Annotated in this window: 15 protein-coding genes; 14 read left to right on the top strand and 1 reads right to left on the bottom strand. The window is 47.4% G+C overall.

What is annotated here, in order from left to right; genetic code table 11:
* Window positions 1-135: 135 nt before the first annotated feature.
* From M0415_RS09160 to dinB, 13 genes are all read left to right on the top strand, one after another.
* A complete protein-coding gene (locus M0415_RS09160) occupies window positions 136-2,187 on the top strand; it encodes a TonB-dependent receptor domain-containing protein (RefSeq protein WP_249554213.1) in 2,052 nt (683 codons plus the stop codon).
* Window positions 2,188-2,591: 404 nt separating this feature from the next.
* The gene (locus M0415_RS09155) at window positions 2,592-3,926 is read left to right on the top strand and encodes a Na(+)-translocating NADH-quinone reductase subunit A (RefSeq protein WP_249556578.1); all 1,335 of its coding nucleotides are present in this window, start codon (window positions 2,592-2,594) and stop codon (window positions 3,924-3,926) included.
* The gene (locus M0415_RS09150) at window positions 3,926-5,125 is read left to right on the top strand and encodes an NADH:ubiquinone reductase (Na(+)-transporting) subunit B (protein ID WP_208661877.1); all 1,200 of its coding nucleotides are present in this window, start codon (window positions 3,926-3,928) and stop codon (window positions 5,123-5,125) included. The genes M0415_RS09155 and M0415_RS09150 overlap by 1 nt, the downstream gene beginning before the upstream one ends.
* Entirely contained in the window at window positions 5,118-5,906 is a 789-nt protein-coding gene (locus M0415_RS09145) for a Na(+)-translocating NADH-quinone reductase subunit C (protein ID WP_011716069.1), read from the top strand. Before M0415_RS09150 ends, M0415_RS09145 begins: the two co-directional genes overlap by 8 nt.
* The gene (locus M0415_RS09140) at window positions 5,906-6,538 is read left to right on the top strand and encodes an NADH:ubiquinone reductase (Na(+)-transporting) subunit D (RefSeq protein WP_011621733.1); all 633 of its coding nucleotides are present in this window, start codon (window positions 5,906-5,908) and stop codon (window positions 6,536-6,538) included. The genes M0415_RS09145 and M0415_RS09140 overlap by 1 nt, the downstream gene beginning before the upstream one ends.
* Before the next feature lie 6 nt (window positions 6,539-6,544).
* Window positions 6,545-7,153 carry an NADH:ubiquinone reductase (Na(+)-transporting) subunit E gene (gene nqrE, locus M0415_RS09135; protein WP_006080469.1) on the top strand — a complete coding sequence of 203 codons (609 nt, stop codon included), beginning with the start codon at window positions 6,545-6,547 and terminating at the stop codon, window positions 7,151-7,153.
* 46 nt (window positions 7,154-7,199) lie between these two features.
* A complete protein-coding gene (nqrF, locus tag M0415_RS09130; RefSeq protein ID WP_011716070.1) occupies window positions 7,200-8,456 on the top strand; it encodes an NADH:ubiquinone reductase (Na(+)-transporting) subunit F in 1,257 nt (418 codons plus the stop codon).
* Between the two features lie 98 nt (window positions 8,457-8,554).
* Window positions 8,555-9,613, top strand: a complete 1,059-nt coding sequence (locus M0415_RS09125) for an FAD:protein FMN transferase (RefSeq protein ID WP_088211137.1) — start codon at window positions 8,555-8,557, stop codon at window positions 9,611-9,613.
* Between the two features lie 11 nt (window positions 9,614-9,624).
* Window positions 9,625-9,849 carry a (Na+)-NQR maturation NqrM gene (gene nqrM / locus M0415_RS09120; protein ID WP_007645837.1) on the top strand — a complete coding sequence of 75 codons (225 nt, stop codon included), beginning with the start codon at window positions 9,625-9,627 and terminating at the stop codon, window positions 9,847-9,849.
* Window positions 9,850-10,087: 238 nt separating this feature from the next.
* A complete protein-coding gene (bfr, locus tag M0415_RS09115; protein WP_249554215.1) occupies window positions 10,088-10,561 on the top strand; it encodes a bacterioferritin in 474 nt (157 codons plus the stop codon).
* A gap of 9 nt (window positions 10,562-10,570) precedes the next feature.
* On the top strand, window positions 10,571-11,038 hold the full coding sequence (gene bfr / locus M0415_RS09110; protein WP_011716073.1) for a bacterioferritin: 468 nt from the start codon (window positions 10,571-10,573) through the stop codon (window positions 11,036-11,038).
* Between the two features lie 298 nt (window positions 11,039-11,336).
* Entirely contained in the window at window positions 11,337-13,340 is a 2,004-nt protein-coding gene (locus M0415_RS09105; protein ID WP_249554217.1) for a methyl-accepting chemotaxis protein, read from the top strand.
* Between the two features lie 150 nt (window positions 13,341-13,490).
* Window positions 13,491-14,570 (top strand): DNA polymerase IV, encoded by a 1,080-nt coding sequence (gene dinB / locus M0415_RS09100; RefSeq protein WP_249554219.1) that lies wholly within the window; start codon window positions 13,491-13,493, stop codon window positions 14,568-14,570.
* A 196-nt stretch (window positions 14,571-14,766) separates the two neighbouring features.
* On the opposite strand, the gene M0415_RS09095 is transcribed toward dinB, so the two are convergent.
* Window positions 14,767-16,230 carry an aminoacyl-histidine dipeptidase gene (locus tag M0415_RS09095; RefSeq protein ID WP_249554221.1) on the bottom strand — a complete coding sequence of 488 codons (1,464 nt, stop codon included), beginning with the start codon at window positions 16,228-16,230 and terminating at the stop codon, window positions 14,767-14,769.
* A gap of 218 nt (window positions 16,231-16,448) precedes the next feature.
* Between M0415_RS09095 and M0415_RS09090 the strand changes: the two genes are divergently transcribed.
* Complete coding sequence (locus tag M0415_RS09090) at window positions 16,449-17,987, top strand: M17 family metallopeptidase (protein WP_249554223.1); 1,539 nt, start codon at window positions 16,449-16,451, stop codon at window positions 17,985-17,987.
* Window positions 17,988-18,573 lie beyond the last annotated feature (586 nt).

The raw sequence follows: 18,573 nt of genomic DNA, 5'->3' as shown, positions 1-18,573 counted from the left end.
AGGCGTGGTGCTTAGACTTAAGGCTTTAGCGTCAAGAAAGCGACATTCGTCGCTTTTTTTTTCGAGCAAATTCAGCTATTTTACAAAATAACAACAAAAACGCCGTACGCTAACAAACACTTTTGGGAGCTTGGTATGTCTAGTCGCTACTTTGTGATGTCGCTGACCGCGCTTGCGGTTTCCTGTGTTTACACTCATCCCCTCAATGCAAACCCACTCTATTCTCAAACACTCGATCTGATTGAGCTCAATGACCAATATCACTCCAGTGATGATGGGATGCAGCTGAGTTACTTAAATAGCTTAACCTTATTGCGGGCCGATCACAGTGGAAATACCGCGAATATCAGTATGCGCTCCGCTAGCCAAGGTGTGGCCGTGATGCAAGATCGGGTGTATTTTTCACCCGCGCCTTATTCGGCGCCGCAGTTGCAGTTATTGCCTAACCTTTTACTACAGCAAAATGTCACTAGCACACCACTGGCGGATATGACGGTAGGCGGGCAGGGCGCTTTCGGTGTGGTGAATTATCAGAGCCTTGAAATAGCTAACCGACCTCAGTCTGGCAGTTTTCTCGTTGAAGGTTCGACAGAGTCGGATTTGAATGCCGGCATGAGTTGGGGCGTTAAGCAAAAAGAATATGGTGCATTATTCGCAGCGAATTACCAGAAAGAACAAGGTGATGCGAATTTTTTCAATGGCAGCGATGCCGATAGAACCCAAACGGATATGTTGTTCAAGGTGAATGCGGCAAGTTTGCTCGGGGCTCGTAGTCCGCAGCAGACGGAATTTACCTACCAATTTATCGATGATAACAGTTATCGCTCGCAGCTTGGCGTCACCGCGGCGGACTGGCAGCAGGATCCCTTACTCTTGTACTCGGCAACGGCGCAGGATAAGCATAAAGGGCGGCAGCACAAGTATCAGCTTTCACACCAAGTGGATTTAGGTGGCAGTAAAGTGATCAGTGACTTTTACTATCAGTCCTATTCACAACAGTTGAATCAACTTGGTTTGTTTAATGGGCAAGAGATTGACGCAGCAACGCTTGCCGATATCGCCGCCTTTGATCGAGCTCCAAGTGCAAATGGCGCCGATTTAAATCTGCTCGTTCAAGATAACGATTACAGTGCCTTTGGCGCCCAGACCCAAGCCATAAACCAGTACGGCGAACATCAAATCATTTACAGCGCTCGTTATCATACGGATAAGGCGGAAATGCGCTTTGGCGAGCAAACGGCGTTATGGCAAGCGGATAGAAGCCTTGCGGTTGATGAGTCAAACGCGCTGTTCGCTTATACCGATGATGCGACTGCGCTGACGTCGGCCATTGATTCGCTATTGCGCTGGCAAGGCATGCAAATCAAGTTAGGGCTGACTTACGAGCATGTCAGTGTTAATCGTGAAGTGGATCAGGCTGTTGTGGGACTCGATGAAGCGGATTTCTCCGACAGTGATTGGATGCCGCAATTAGGTGTGCTCTATGATGCGGGCGATTGGCGTTTTAGTACCGATATCCGTAGGGCTTGGACTGCGGCGAGTGCGGGAAATACCACCCAAGAGGCTCAGGTGTCGCTGCATTATCAAGTGAGCGCCCAATATGCGCGCGAAGGAATAAAAGCCGATTTACGGGCGTATGTGCAAGAATTCGATAATTTGCATGTGGACTGTGATAGCTATTCGATGTGCGCCGATGCACGCTTGTTAACCCAAGAGAATATTCCCGATGTACTCACCTATGGTGTAGAACTTGGCCTTGACTATCGCTGGGACTTGGGTGGAGTAGAGCTACCCTTAGGGCTAAATTATCAATATCTTAGCGCCGAGTATCAAACCAGCACTTGCACCGATGTCCAAGGCTGTGTTTTAGAGGGCGATAGATTAGCTTGGTTACCCGAACATCAATTGCAATTGAGTGCAGGGGTTAACTATGGCGAATATCAATTAAATCTTGAGGCGGCCTATCAATCTGAGCGCGATTTCAGCCAATTTGGCAGTGAGTTGCAACGGGTATCAGGCCAGTGGCGGGTCGATTTAGCGGCAAACTATGATTTTGATAAACACCATAGGCTGTATTTTAGGGTCGAAAACCTACTCGATGAGTCCCTTGTGACCACAGCATCAAATAGCGGAATTCGGACTGAAAATGGACGGATCAGCTATTTGGGTTATCAGTGGCGTTTCTAAACTGAATTAAATCTTGTTTAAAGATTATTCAACGAGAAAGCGAAAAGGTCGTTTTAGCTATCGTCATAAAGAGGTATCGACCTTTCGCTAAATTATTTCTTTAAAAATTAATGTTATAGTATTTGTCGACCGTAATATTTTCTCTTTCTGCGCCCTCACTCGGTCGGAAGGTGAACGCTGTAGTGCATGATTCTTTTAAATCCTTATTTGAGGTTTGAAATCACCTATAATTTTCGTGGCGATGCCACGGCAATTGGGGTAAAATGCGCGCGACCAGCGTGATTGCGATCGCATTTCTGTGATAAATCTGCGCTAGCTCAATGCAGTAGGTTTTGCTTAAAAACCTCAGTATTTAGCAGGAACGCGGCGCATTGTCTTTCCTTCAAAACGTAGTGCTTGTGGATATGATTACAATTAAGAAAGGATTGGAACTGCCTATAGCAGGCGGACCAGAGCAAGTTATCCATAATGGCCCAGCCATTAAACATGTAGCTACTTTGGGTGAAGAGTATATTGGCTTACGTCCAACGATGAAGATCAAAGTGGGCGATAAAGTTCAAAAAGGTCAGGTGATTTTCGAAGATAAGAAAAATCCTGGCGTGAAATATACGGCTTTAGCCAGTGGTACTATTTTAGAGATTAACCGGGGCGCCCAGCGCGTGCTGCAGTCTGTAGTTATTCAAGTTGAAGGTAACGAAAGTGTTGCCTTTGCTAAGTTTGACGCAGCTGCACTCGATACGCTAGACTCGCAATTAGTCCGCGACAACCTGATTGAATCGGGTCTGTGGACGGCATTGCGTACACGTCCTTTCAGCAAAGTGCCTGCCGTAGATTCTTCTGCCGCTGGTATTTTCGTCACCGCGATTGATACGCAACCCCATGCCGCCGATCCTGTTGTAGTGATCCGTGAGCATAAAGAAGATTTTGCTAATGGTCTTAAGGTCTTAGCAAGACTTACCGAAGGTAAAGTTTACCTTTGTAAAGCGCCTGGCGCCGATATTCCTGCCGCTAATGCCCAAGTTGAAGAATTTGCCGGTGTTCACCCTGCGGGTCTTGTTGGTACTCATATCCATTTCCTACTTCCTGCTTCTGCAAAACGTACTGTTTGGCATGTCGGTTACCAAGATGTAATAGCCATTGGTCAGCTATTTACTACCGGTCAACTGAATACCGAACGTGTGATCGCAATTGCCGGTCCTAAAGCGGCTAAGCCACGTCTGGTTCGCACTATTTTAGGTGCAAGCATGACTGAACTGACCGCGGGCGAAACCTTAGACGGTAACGTACGTGTTGTTTCAGGCTCTGTGCTGAATGGCCGTACTGCTGTAGGTCCTCAAGGATATTTAGGTCGTTACCACGCGCAGGTGAGTCTGTTAGAAGAAGGCACTGAAAAAGAATTCTTTGGTTGGGTGTTACCAGGCTCAAACAAATACTCTATTACCCGTGCATTCCTTGGCCACTTAAGCGCTTCTCGTCTGTTCAACATGACAACGAGCACTGGTGGTTCAGACCGCGCTATGGTGCCAATCGGCAACTACGAGCGTGTAATGCCATTGGATATTCTTCCTACTATGTTGCTGCGTGACCTGATCTCAGGTGACTTTGACGGTGCTGCCACTTTAGGCGCGTTAGAGTTGGATGAAGAAGATCTCGCACTGTGTACGTTCGTATGTCCAGGCAAATATGACTACGGTTCATATCTGCGTGACTGTTTAGATACGATCGAGAGGGAAGGCTAATGAGCTTGAAAGATTTTTTCGAACGTATTGAACCCGACTTTGAAAAAGGCGGTAAATACGAAAAGTTTTATGCCCTCTTCGAAGCGGCATACACCATTTTTTATACGCCAGGTAAAGTGAACAAGGGCAAAACCCACGTTCGCGACAATATTGACCTGAAGCGTATGATGATCACGGTTTGGGCCTGTGCCTTCCCAGCGATGTTCGTGGGTATGTACAACGTCGGTCTGCAAGCACAACTTGCGTTAATCGCGGGTTTTGCAACCCCTGACGTATGGCAAGTGAGCCTGTTCGGCATGTTCGGTACCGAACTGACCGCCAACTCTGGCTGGCCAGCACTGATGTGGTACGGCGCCTGTTTCTTCCTACCTATCTACGCGGTGACCTTCGCCATCGGTGGTATTTGGGAAGTGCTGTTTGCCGCTATCCGTGGCCACGAAGTTAACGAAGGTTTCTTCGTTACCTCTATCCTGTTCGCATTAACCCTGCCAGCAACTATCCCATTGTGGATGGTGGCCTTAGGTATCACCTTCGGTGTGGTTGTGGCTAAAGAAGTGTTCGGTGGTACGGGGCGTAACTTCTTAAACCCAGCATTAGCCGGTCGTGCCTTCCTGTTCTTCGCTTACCCACTGAACATGTCAGGTGACACTTCATGGGTTGTGGCTGACGGTTACTCTGGTGCAACGGCTCTGAGCCAAGCGGCAGCGGGTACCTTAGATTACACATTCAACCAAAACTGGTGGGATGCGTTCTTCGGTTTCATTCCAGGCTCTGTGGGTGAAGTATCGACTCTGGCGATTCTGTTAGGTGGTCTGGTTATCATCTATACCCGTATCGCTTCATGGCGCATCGTTGGCGGCGTGATGGTCGGTATGATTGCTATCTCTACACTGTTAAATGTGATCGGTAGCGACACTAACCCAATGTTTGCAATGCCTTGGTACTGGCACTTAGTGTTAGGTGGTTTTGCATTTGGCATGATGTTTATGGCGACTGACCCAGTATCTGCGTCATTCACTAACCAAGCTAAATGGGCATACGGTATCTTGATTGGTGCAATGGCTGTGTTTATCCGCGTGATTAACCCTGCATTCCCAGAAGGCATGATGTTAGCGATTCTGTTTGCTAACTTGTTCGCGCCATTGTTCGACCACTTCGTGGTTCAGGCAAATATCAAGCGGAGGATTGCTCGTGGCTAGTAATAAAGATTCGTTCGGCAGAACGTTATTTATCGTCGTTGGCTTATGTCTAATTTGTGCGATATTCGTGTCGACTGCGGCAGTATTACTGCGCCCAACTCAAGCAGAAAACAAGCTGCTTGATAAGCAAAAGTACATCCTCGAAGCTGCGGGTCTGATTGACACGAAAGCGGGCAAAGTAACCAAAGCTCAGATTTTGGATACTTACGGCAAGCACATTGAAGCTAAGTTAGTTAACTTAAAAACCGGTGATTGGGTTGAAGGTGTTGATGCCAACACATTCGATCAACGCAAAGCGTCTCGCGATGTGAAGACCTCTTTTGTACCTGAAAACGACATCGCTTCGGTTAAGCGTGTTGCTGAAGATGCAGTGGTTTATTTAGTTCGCGATGAGCAAGGTAAGTTAACCAGCGTGATCCTGCCAGTTCATGGTTATGGCCTGTGGTCGACTATGTATGCTTTCCTCGCGTTAGATGCTGATCTAAACACGATTCAAAGCTTAGTGTACTACGAGCAAGGCGAAACCCCAGGTCTTGGTGGTGAAGTTCAAAACGCTCAGTGGAAAGCTAAATGGCACGGTAAAAAGTTATTTGATGAGCAAGGTAACATTGCTATCAGCGTAACTAAAAACCCCGCTGTGGCTAGCACTGAATACGGTGTGGATGCATTATCCGGCGCGACTCTGACCAGTAACGGTGTTCAACACTCTCTGACATTCTGGTTAGGTAAAGAAGGTTTTGCGAGTTTCATTGAAAAAGCACGCAATGGAGGTCTCAGCTAATGTCTGACGCTAAAGAACTGAAACAGGTTCTGACTGGACCTATCGTCAACAACAACCCGATTGCATTACAAGTCCTTGGTGTATGTAGTGCGTTAGCGGTAACGAGCAAACTCGAAACTGCACTGGTAATGGCGTTGGCATTAACTGCGGTAACAGCGTTTTCTAACCTGTTTATCTCAATGATCCGTAACCATATTCCTAGCAGCGTACGTATTATCGTACAGATGACCATTATTGCCTCTTTGGTAATCGTGGTTGACCAATTGCTGCAAGCTTATGCTTATCAGATTTCTAAGCAGTTATCGGTATTCGTGGGCCTTATCATTACGAACTGTATCGTAATGGGGCGCGCTGAAGCCTATGCGATGAAAACACCGCCAATGATGAGCTTTATGGATGGTATCGGTAACGGTTTAGGTTACGGTGCGATTCTGTTAGCCGTTGGCTTCGTGCGTGAACTGTTTGGTAACGGTTCTCTGTTCGGTGTTCAAATCCTGCACAAGATCTCTGAAGGTGGCTGGTATCAACCAAACGGTCTGTTATTACTGCCGCCAAGTGCGTTCTTCCTGATCGGTATTCTGATTTGGATTATTCGTACCTATAAGCCAGAGCAAGTTGAAGCAAAAGGGTAATTTGAGATGGAACATTATATTAGCCTGTTAATTCGCTCTGTTTTCATCGAAAACATGGCACTGGCCTTCTTCTTAGGTATGTGTACTTTCTTAGCGGTATCGAAGAAAGTGACTACTGCGATGGGCCTAGGGATTGCGGTAGTTGTAGTGTTAACTATCTCTGTTCCTGCTAACCAAGTTATTTACCAAGGGCTGTTAGCACCTGGCGCACTGGCTTGGGCTGGTGCACCTGAAGCTGACCTAAGCTTCTTGAAATTCATTACCTTTATCGGTGTGATTGCGGCTTTAGTTCAAATTCTGGAAATGGCACTGGATAAGTACTTTCCTCCTTTGTACAACGCGTTAGGTATCTTCTTACCTCTGATCACTGTGAACTGTGCGATTTTCGGTGCGGTATCATTCATGGTTGAGCGTGACTACAAGCTGGGCGAAAGTGTGGTGTTTGGTTTCGGCTCTGGAGTAGGTTGGGCATTAGCTATCGTATTGATGGCCGGTATCCGTGAGAAGCTGAAGTATGCCGATGTGCCGAATGGCCTGCGTGGTTTAGGTATTACCTTTATTACCGCTGGTTTAATGGCCTTAGGTTTCATGTCGTTTTCTGGTGTGTCTCTGTAAGAGACACCAAACGGCTTCTTGAATTGGACCTTCTAAGGATAAGTTAATGGATATTCTTGGTATTTTTAAATCTACTCCGCTCGAGGTTTACCTCGGTGTGAGTATGTTTACTGCTATCGTCCTCGTCTTAGTGTTAGTGATTTTATTCGCTAAATCTAAGCTAGTGTCTAGCGGTGACATCACGATCGGCATCAACGACGATCCAGAAAAAGCGATTACAACCGGTGCCGGTGGCAAGCTGTTAGGCGTGCTAGCGAACAGTGGTATCTTCGTATCGAGCGCCTGTGGTGGCGGTGGTTCTTGTGGCCAATGCCGCGTAGTGGTGAAGTCTGGCGGCGGTGATATTCTGCCAACAGAATTAGATCACATTAGCAAGGGTGACGCCCGTAAAGGTTGCCGTCTGTCTTGCCAGGTGAACGTTAAGAACGACATGGAAATCGAACTTGACGAAGAAATCTTCGGTATTAAGAAGTGGGAATGTACTGTTATCTCTAACGATAACAAGGCGACCTTCATTAAAGAACTGAAGCTGCAAATTCCTGATGGTGAATCTGTTCCGTTCCGTGCGGGTGGTTACATCCAGATCGAAGCGCCTGCACACCATGTTAAATATGCTGATTTCGACGTACCAGCAAAATACCGTGGTGACTGGGAACACTTTGGCTTCTTCAAGTTAGAATCTAAAGTTGACGAAGAAACGATCCGTGCTTACTCAATGGCTAACTACCCAGAAGAGTTTGGCATTATCATGTTGAACGTGCGTATCGCAACGCCACCTCCACGTAACCTGAGCTTACCATGCGGTAAGATGTCATCTTACATTTGGAGCCTGAAGGCTGGCGATAAAGTCACGATTTCTGGTCCATTCGGTGAATTCTTCGCGAAAGATACCGATGCAGAAATGGTGTTTATCGGTGGTGGTGCGGGTATGGCCCCAATGCGTTCACACATTTTCGACCAACTGAAGCGTCTGAAGTCTAAACGTAAGATGAGCTTCTGGTACGGTGCACGTTCTAAGCGTGAAATGTTCTACGTTGAAGACTTTGACGGCTTAGCGGCTGAAAACGACAACTTCGTATGGCATGTGGCCCTGTCTGATCCTCAACCAGAGGACAACTGGGATGGTTACACAGGTTTCATCCATAACGTACTGTATGAAAACTACCTGAAAGACCATGAAGCGCCAGAAGATTGTGAGTTCTACATGTGTGGACCTCCAATGATGAACGCGGCCGTGATCGGTATGTTGAAAAATCTTGGTGTCGAAGACGAAAACATCCTGTTGGATGACTTCGGCGGCTAATGTGAATTAGCCCAAGGTGAGAAGAGTTGCAGATGTGGAGTAAAGCTCTCATCTGCAACTTTTGCATTAAAGGGCTTCCAAAAGAGTTGTTAGTCACTATGTTTAAAACCCTAGCGTTAAAAACCCCTGTGTTAAAAACCTCAGTGTTGAAGCATTCAGTGAGCTGGCTGGTCCTTGTAGGTCTAGCCTTTTTTATTTCAGCCTGTAGCAAACAGGATGAGGTTATCTCCCTCGCGGGCAGCACAATGGGCACGACCTACCACATTAAAGTGGTACCCAATGAGCAAATGCCGACGGCCCAATTACTGCAGGCCGAGATTGACTTAGCCTTAGAGCTGGTCAATAACCAGATGTCGACCTATCGACCCAATTCAGAATTGTCTCGTTTCAACCAGTTACCGCTCGAGCAGAGTGTAGAAGTCTCTCCTGATACCATCAAAGTGGTTAAAGAAGGCATGCGTTTGTATAACGTGACAGACAAAGCCTTAGATATTACCTTAGGGCCACTGGTGAACCTATGGGGATTTGGCCCCGATAAGCGCCCAACCAAAGTGCCGACTCAAGCGGATATCGATGCGGCTAAAGCCAAAACCGGTATCAGTGAGCTTTCTATCGAAGGCAACCGCTTAAGCAAACACAATGCGCATTTATATGTGGACCTGTCTTCAATCGCCAAAGGTTTTGGCGTGGATAAAGTGGCCTCGATTTTAGATAAGTACCATGCAAGCGGCTACTTAGTCGAAATTGGTGGCGAGCTGAGCATTAAGGGCACGAAAGGCGATGGCAGTTCGTGGCGCGTCGCGATAGAGAAACCGACCGACGATGGCATGGCGGTGCAGCAGGTGATTGAGCCCGGCACTATGGCGATGGCAACGTCGGGGGATTATCGTAATTATTATGAGGAAGAAGGTCAGCGTTTTACTCATATAATTGATCCACGTACCGGTTTGCCTATTAATCATAAGCTAGCATCTGTGACCGTTTTGCATAAAGAATGTATGACGGCCGATGGTTTTGCGACGGCGATGATGGTTTTAGGCACAGAAGCGTCATTGGAGCTTGCCAAGAAAGAACACTTGGCGATAATGCTAATAGAAAAGCAAGGCGAAGGATTTAAAGTCTACTACAGTGACGCCTTCAAGCCTTTCCTTAAGTAGTTGGAGTTAACATGAGCACTTTTATCGCGGCATTTGTGATTTTATTACTGTTCTTTTTGCTTATGTCGATAGGTTATCTCATCAAGCGCAAAGCCGTTGAAGGAAGCTGTGGCGGTTTAGGTGTATTAGGGATTGAAAAAGCCTGCGATTGTGATGATCCCTGCGACAAGCGTAAGCGTCGTATGGCCGCAGAAGAAGCGCGCCGTGAGAAGTTAACGAAAGACAGGATCATTTAATTATCCGCTTCAACTGAAATAGCCTCCTCTGGAGGCTATTTTTTTGCCTCGATTTTAGCACTGGCAAAATTAATCCTTGATATATGAGGAGGATAGCGGGCTAATCTAAGCGATAATGAGAATGCTTTTTATCTTTAAGTTTGTGAAAAATAAAGAAAATTTGAGTTGGGTTGAAAACTGTACTAGGCTAGAAGCTTGATTTAGATCAATCTTTCACTCATATCAAGGATAGTTACTTATGAAAGGTCATCCTAAAGTGGTGGGACAACTCAATCGGGTACTTACCTGTGAGTTAACGGCCATTAATCAATATTTTCTCCACGCCAGAATGTTCAAACATTGGGGCCTCGAGAAGCTAAATCACGTCGAATACAAGAAATCCATCCAAGATATGAAACACGCCGATAAGCTTATCGAGCGGGTATTATTTTTAGAGGGATTACCGAATCTGCAACAGCTCGAAAAACTGCGTATTGGCGAGCACACTCAAGAGATGCTCGATTGCGATTTAGCCATGGTGCAGGAACAACTCGCTCTGTTACGGGATGCCATTAGCCTCTGCGAAGCGGAGCAGGATTATGTGAGTCGCGATCTGCTCGAAGATATCCTTGAAGATGAAGAAGAGCACTTAGATTGGCTCGAATCGCAGCAGGAGCTGATTAGCTTAACTGGCATTCAAAACTATCTTCAATCGCAAATTAGTGAGTCATAGGAGCAGAATATGAAAGGTGATAAAGAAGTCATCGACGCGTTGAATCGACTCCTAACGGGAGAGTTATCGGCGATGGATCAGTATTTTGTGCATGCCCATATGTACGAAGACTGGGGCCTGAACGAACTCTATGAGCGTATTGCCCATGAGTCGGATGATGAAAAGCACCATGCGGCCAAGCTGGTACAACGTATTTTATTCCTTGAAGGCGTGCCGAATGTGGCCGCGCGGGAAGCGCTCAATATCGGCGCAAACGTCGAAGAGATGCTGCGTAACGATTTGGCCTATGAGTACAAGGTGGCCGATGATTTACGTAAGGTGATTGCCCTGTGTGAATCGAAGAAAGATTACCAAACCCGTGAGATCTTAGAAGTCTTACTCGACGATACCGAATCTGACCATATGTATTGGTTAGAAAAACAACTCGGTTTGATTGACCGTATCGGTTTAGCGAATTACCTGCAAACTAAGATGTAATAGCGCCGGTTGCGCGGCTCAAGCACAAAGGCCAGTCACTAAACGACTGGCCTTTGTTTTTTTATTTCGAGTATTTAGTCTAACACTCTGTAAAATATTGCTTATGCAATCTGATGTTCTGAGTGTCATTTAATCTTTAGTGATTCCTGTTGTTAGATTAATATCTATTCTTTACAAATACTTGTTTACGTTTTTTCTCACATTTTCATCTGTTGTTGACTGGTAAAAATTGTTACCGTGTGAAACTGTTTTTGCATGATTTTTTGTTAAGTGGTTGGTCAGCCAGACGGGAAGATGAATGAGATATATAAAACGTTCTCTAAGTTTGCAGTTAGTGGTCACTATCGTCGGTGCCCTTGCTGTACTTCTTACTTTAGTTGCCGCTTTGCTCGTGAATAAAGAAAGTAATAACACACGTAAGCAAGTGGATGCGGACATTTCGGCGCTCGTTGCCTTAAAAGCCAATGAGATTGGTGGTTATTTTGTGGCTAAGGGGCAAGTGATCCACTCGGTCTTTGCCGAGCCAGGGCTTATCAACTGGTTTGGCCAATACCATGCCCGTGGCAGTAACCTAACCAATGACCAGCAGTATCAAGATATTATTCGTTATTTCCGCTCGTTTTCCGACCGTGATACCGATGTGAAGTCAGTGTTCTTCGGCTCGGCAAATACCTTCGAATATTTCGACCTCAATGGCCGTTTCGATGGCGATCCAAACTATTACACCAATAAACGTCCTTGGTGGCAGGAGGCTATCGATCAGCGCGGCCTATTTGTGGGCGATCCTGCGGTCGATGCCAACGATGGCTCGATTTCGGCCACAGTTAAAACTCCAGTCTATGGCACCAATGGTGAGCTGATTGGGATTGGTGGTATGGATATTCTCATCGATACCATTGGTAAAACCCTGTTAGCGCCAATCAAATATCGCAATTACGGCCAAGCTTTCCTGATGACGGATGAAGGTAAGCTGGTGTATTTCCCCGGATTCTCGGATAAGTTCCCGCCGGGCTCACTTGCGAATCAAATCGATAGCCAGTTTAAGGACACCTCAGGCTTTACCGCCTTAAGACAGCAAATGCAGCGCGAAGCGCAGGGCTTTGCCGAAGTCACCTTTAACGGTGTGCCACAGCGGGTAACCTTTGTGTCTGTGGGCGGTGATTATCCTAAGCAGAAATGGCACTTAGCCTTTATGTTGCCCCATGAGGTGATTGAAGCGCCTGTGACCGAAGCCTTCTGGAATGCCTGTTTTGTTGCCTTGGGGATTATGCTCTTAGTCGGCATCACAGTATGGTTGATGTTATTGCCCTTTAGACGCCAGCTCAGCAAGTTACTCGATGCGATGGAAGACATTGCCGAAGGTGATAGCGATTTATCCCAACGCATTCTAATGGAACGGGAAGATGAGTTAGGCAAGCTGGGCGATGCCTTCAATCGCTTTGCCGAAAAGGTGCAGCAGATGCTGTTGCATACTCGCAATTTAACCCAAGAGGTTGGAACAGGGGTGATGGATGCACGCCAAGTTTGTGATTTAGCGGTATCTTCGGTGTCATCGCAGAAACAACAAATCGACTCAGTGGCCACGGCCGCCACCCAAATGGCACAGACGAGCCAAGAAATGGCGATAAGCGCTCAACGGGCGAATGATTTTGCCGAAAAGGCGCAGACTCAGGCCCATGACGGTACTCAAATTGTGTCGCGCGCGACCGAAGGCATGAAGGCATTATCGGTTCAAGTGATTGAGGCGGCCAAAGTCATCAAGGAGTTACGTAGCAGTTCTGAGCAAATTGGCGAAGTGTTAAGCGTGATCCGCAACATTGCCGACCAAACCAACTTGCTGGCGCTTAATGCGGCCATCGAGGCGGCGCGGGCGGGTGAGCAAGGTCGAGGTTTTGCCGTGGTGGCCGATGAAGTGCGAACTCTCGCGTCTCGTACCCAAGATTCTACCGCCAACATTCAAGGAATTATCCAAACCCTGCAACAGAGCGCGCTACAAGCCGAGCAGGTGATGGAGTCTGGGGTTGACCAGGCAAGAGTCGGGCAAGACTTGACCACGCAAGTGGAGCAAGCCTTAAGTGATATCGCCAGTGCGATTGTGTCGATTCAGCAGCAAACGGTGGAAATTACCGTTGCGATTGGCCAGCAGGCCGTTGTGGCTGAAGAGGTGGCACAAAACGTCGTTAGCGTGCGTGGTCTATCCGATCAGTCTTTGCTCTCAAGCCAAGATTTATCCCAAAGTTTGCAGGGGTTTGAGCAAGCGACTCACGAACTGACCCGCAACATTGGCCAATTTAAGATTTAATTCAAATAGTTGTAAATCAAGGGAGCCTTAGGGCTCCCTTTGTTTTTTGAGCACTTACAATCCAAGTGCAAACAGCACCGTCGCAAATTGATAAGTGATACTTGATTACTGTTTTTATATACAGTATTTTGAGTGTCGGAGGAATGCAAGGTGCGAAAAATCATTCATATCGATATGGATTGCTATTTTGCTGCGGTGGAAATGCGGGATTTTCCCGAATACCGCGGTAAGCCTTTGGCCGTTGGCGGCAGCCGGGTGCAGCGTGGCGTCATCAGCACTTGTAATTATGAGGCGCGAAAATTTGGTGTGCGTTCTGCCATGGCGACGGGCTACGCACTGAAATTGTGTCCCGATCTTATCCTCGTTCCCGGTCGTATGCAGGTCTACAAAGAGGTGTCGCAACAAATTCGCGCCATTTTCTGCCGATACACAGAGTTAATCGAACCGCTTTCCCTAGATGAGGCCTATTTAGATGTCAGCGATTGTAAGCTGTTTAAGGGCTCTGCCACTTTAATCGCCGAGGCAATTCGCCGGGATATTTTGGCCGAAACTGGGCTGACGGCATCGGCGGGCGTGGCACCGATTAAATTTCTCGCCAAGGTTGCCTCTGATTTAAATAAGCCCAATGGGCAATGTGTTATCCCACCCGATGAAGTCGCCGAGTTCGTTAAAAGCTTATCCCTGCGGAAAATCCCAGGTGTGGGTAAGGTGACCGCTGAGAAACTGTCTTCGCTAGGCTTAAATACCTGCGCCGATGTGCAGGCTTATCCTAAGCAAGAGTTGATTGCCCGTTTGGGTAAGTTTGGCGCCGTGTTAGTCGAGCGGGCCCATGGCATCGATGATCGTGGGATTTCGGTAAGCCGCGAGCGCAAATCCGTAGGCGTTGAGACTACACTCGCTCAGGATATTTACACGCTGGAGCAATGCCAGCAGGTGATGCCGGGATTAATCCAAGAGTTGTCCAGCCGTTTAGGGCGAAGCGCTAAGGGGAGGCAAATCCATAAGCAGGTGGTCAAACTTAAATTTAATGATTTTAAACAGACCACAATCGAGCATCGTAGTGACGAGGTGTCCGTGGTGATGTTCTATGAGCTACTGAGCCAAGCAATGGCGAGGCAAGAGGGACGTGGAATTCGGTTACTCGGGGTTTCTGTTGGCCTTGCCGAGAGTAAAGACACGCTTTCGCCGCTCATGGCCCGCGAGACTAAGCAGTTGGATTTTGTGTTTTAGTGTCAATTTAATCTGGGCGGATCTCGCTCAGCGCCAATCTAACCTAGCTAAGCTTAGCTAAGCTTAGCTAAGTTATGTAAGTTAACGCGACAATCAGCCTTACGCAGTAGGCAAATAGAAGCAACAAAAAGGCCGCATGGGTAAACCCTCTGCGGCCTTTGTTATTTAAGTCTTAGCGACTATTCACCCGTAGTGATTATTCACCTTTAGCGGGAATGCGTTCTAGCACAGCAAGGAGCAGATCCCAGTATTGACCAACTGTGGTGATATTGACCATTTCATCCGGGCCATGTGGATAACGGATGGTAGGGCCAATCGACACCATGTCCATTTCTGGATAAGGCTTTTTGAACAGACCACATTCAAGACCCGCGTGGATCACCATGATAACAGGTTCTTTATGGTAGATAGACTCGTAGGTCTCACGCACAATCGCCATTACGGGTGAGCTGTTATCAGGCTTCCAACCTGGGTAAGCGCCACTGAATTCAATTTCAGCGCCAGCGAGGTTGGTCAGTGCATTGAGCATGCCTTCAACCTGAGTGCGGCCCGAATCGATGAGCGAGCGAATTAAGCACAGAATGCTAACTTCTTCATCGTTAGTGCTGATCACGCCTACGTTGAGTGAGGTTTCAGTCACGCCCGCGACTTCATCGCTCATACGCATCACGCCATTAGGGCATACATGCAGCAGGTCTATCAGGGTGTTTTGGCTGTTTTCACTCATCACACGTTTTGGTGTTGGGATTTCGCTCAACACTAAACGCATGTCTGGGTCGGCAATTGCCAGCTCGGCGCGGACTAAGGCTTCAAAAGCACGCACTTTTTCATTCAGTGCATCGACATTTTCAGCGGGTAACATAAAGCTGATATTGGCTTCGCGTGGGATAGCATTACGCAGTGAACCACCGGTAAATTGGGTTAATTCCAGCGCTAAGTCATCGGCATTTTCAAACAGGAAGCGTGCCAGAAGCTTGTTGGCGTTACCACGACCTAAATGGATGTTCACCCCAGAGTGACCGCCTTTTAAGCCAGATAAATGTAGGCTAAATGATGCGTAACTTTGCTCTGAAGCTTGCCATACCATAGGCAGAGTGATCTGGGCATCGACGCCGCCAGCGCAGCCCATGTAGATCTCACCTTCTTGCTCTGAGTCGGTGTTGATCAGGATTTCAGCATCGAGCATACCCGCTTGCAGGCCGAAGGCGCCTGTCATGCCCGCTTCTTCATCAATCGTGAGCAGCACTTCCAGTGGGCCGTGTTTGATATCGTTGCTACCTAAAATCGCTAAGGCGGATGCCATGCCAATACCATTGTCGGCGCCTAAGGTAGTGCCTTTGGCTTTTACCCAGTCACCGTCAACATAGGCTTCGATAGGATCTTTGGTAAAGTCATGCACTTTGTCGGCATTCTTTTGCGGCACCATATCGATGTGCGCTTGGATCACGACGATTTTGCGATCTTCCATTCCCGCGGTTGCGGGTTTGCGAATGATTAAATTGCCGACCGCATCTTCCACGACATCGAGCTGTTTACTCTTAGCCCAGGCTTGGATGTGTTGGCTGAGTGCTTGTTCATGTTTGGAAGGGTGGGGAATTGCACAGATTTGTTCGAACCATTGCCATAAAGGCTGTGGGTATAACTGACTTAACGCTGTCACAGGAGGTCCCTCATCAGGTCTTGTGGGTATAGGGCAAATTTTGCTTGATCCTACCACATTCTGCTCGGCCGATTAATCTTCTCGATAAGCCAGCGTGTGCTTGTGGCAGCGAAAGTTGCCACCCTCAGTCTTTTCGATGGGGACAAAGGGATTTTTTGATTGGTAATTAAGCGTTATAGCGGGAATAATGCAGGCACAATAATGAAAAAGGATGGGTCATGTTTCAAGTTAACTTTGTTGATGTACAAGCAGAAAATGCCATTTTTGATGGCGAAGGTTGGGATGCGGTTGTGGTGGTCACTCCGGATCTCGTTTCTATCGGAATTGATGAGATCAGTTTATTGGCCGAGCATGGCACTAAGGTCGATAAGCGTGTCGGTAAGAGCCCGACGTTACTGTTTGCCCCCGGTTTAGCCGGTGGCCGTTTAATCATAGCGCCCGTCACTCAAGTGGCTGATGATTATGCCGATGTGCGCGTATATGGCGATGCGGCAAGAGCCGCGATTGCTATTGCTAAGGACGCGGGCGCTAAGCGTCCTTTACTGTATGTGGTGCCTTCTACCACGCCTAAGTTTGGTTTTGCGAGTGAAGTTGCGGCGCTCGCCTGCGGCCAAGAATTATGGCAAACCTTAGAATTGCGCGAGGCAACGGGCTTAACGCCTGCCTTTGAAGCCATAGGGTTGTTGTCTTTATCATCTGAAAAGAGTCACTTGCTCAACGCATTAGAAGCTGGCCGTGTGTTGGCTCGGGATTTATGTGGCACTGAACCTGAGCGTATGTCGGCTAAGGCCTTTGCCGAATATTGTTTACAAGCCTTTAAAGGCAGCGTGATTAAAACCGCTGTGGTGGAAGATAGGGATATTCTCGAGCGAGATTATCCACTGTTAAGTGCGGTGGCGCGTTCTTCCTTTGCCGTTGGCCGACATCAACCGCGGGTGGTGAAACTCGAATATCTGCCCGAAGGTGAGATTACTCGTACCTTCTTATTTGCTGGTAAAGGTGTGGTCTATGATACGGGCGGTGCCGATCTGAAAGTCGGTGGCGCAATGGCTGGCATGAGTCGCGATAAAGGCGGCGCCTCTGCCGTGGCGGGGTTATTTAAAACCTTGTCAATGCTCAAGCCTAAAGGTATCCGAGTGATCGCCGAACTGGGCTTAGTGCGTAATAGCATTGGCAGCGAAGCCTTTGTCACCGATGAAATTATCACTAGCCATGCGGGCGTGCGGGTACGAATTGGTAATACGGATGCGGAAGGGCGCTTAGTATTGGCAGACCTGTTAAGTCATCTGCGTATTAAAGCGGTTTCGGCGGTGCAACCAGAGCTGTTCTCGGTCGCGACGCTGACGGGCCATGTGGTGCGTTGCTATGGTAATTATCCTGCTGCGGTTGAAAATGCGGTCGCCAGTGGCGCCCAGTGTGCGCAGACACTCGCGCTACAGGCAAGCCAATGGGGCGAACCCTTTGAGGTTTCTACATTACGTCGCGAGGACTTTGCCAAGATCCGCGAAGTGTCGGGGGCGGCCGATATTTTATCTTCTAACAATGCGCCATCTTCGGTGACGGCCCGTGGGCATCAATATCCTGCGGCCTTTCTGCTCAAGGCTTCGGGATTGTTTGATCACGGTATTAACGCCGCAATTCCTTTAGCTTACACACACTTAGATATCGCTGGCAGTGCCACTGAGGGCGATCCGCTCTATGGTAAACCCACTGCGAGTCCCTTAGTCGGTCTGTATCAATATCTGATCAATCGTTAACAATTTTACGTAACAAATAGAAATAATTCTGTAATATCTTACTTATTAGGTGGTTACAGGATTATTTCTGTTTTTATGTGACGCAGGTCGCCAAGATTTCTGATGGTTTTACGTAATTGAATTACATTAAAAAGCCTTAATTAAAAAAATACAAATAAAACTTGTAATAAAACTACGAAAACATATAATGGTTTTCGTGGACAGGGCAATGCGCCCATCCCCTCTAGTCTATCCAGGATGGATATCCTTCTCCAAGGACCCGAGTGACAAGTCGTCTCAACGGATTTGAGAATCTCTAGTTCCAAGGAACCGAGCCAAGCTTTACTAGAGTACTTAATCTCAACTTTACTTAGGAGTAATTGACTATGTCTTATACAGGCAAGAATCACTTTGTTTGGCAAAACACTTGGATTAACTCAGATGTTTTGCGTGGCGGTTTATTCGCTATGAGCTTTAAGGGCTAACTATCCCTTTAAACCTAGTTTCCATCATCCATCATCCATCAACCTTTGTATCGCTTTTTTGGCGTGTTTAGACTCAAGTAGCATATCGGTGTTTTTGCATGGGTATGCCAGGTTTTTCCGCT

The sequence above is a fragment of the Shewanella sp. 10B genome (assembly GCF_023475885.1).
GTDB classification, from domain to species: Bacteria; Pseudomonadota; Gammaproteobacteria; order Enterobacterales; family Shewanellaceae; genus Shewanella; species Shewanella mangrovisoli.
This window is presented reverse-complemented; position numbering and strand designations above follow the sequence as displayed.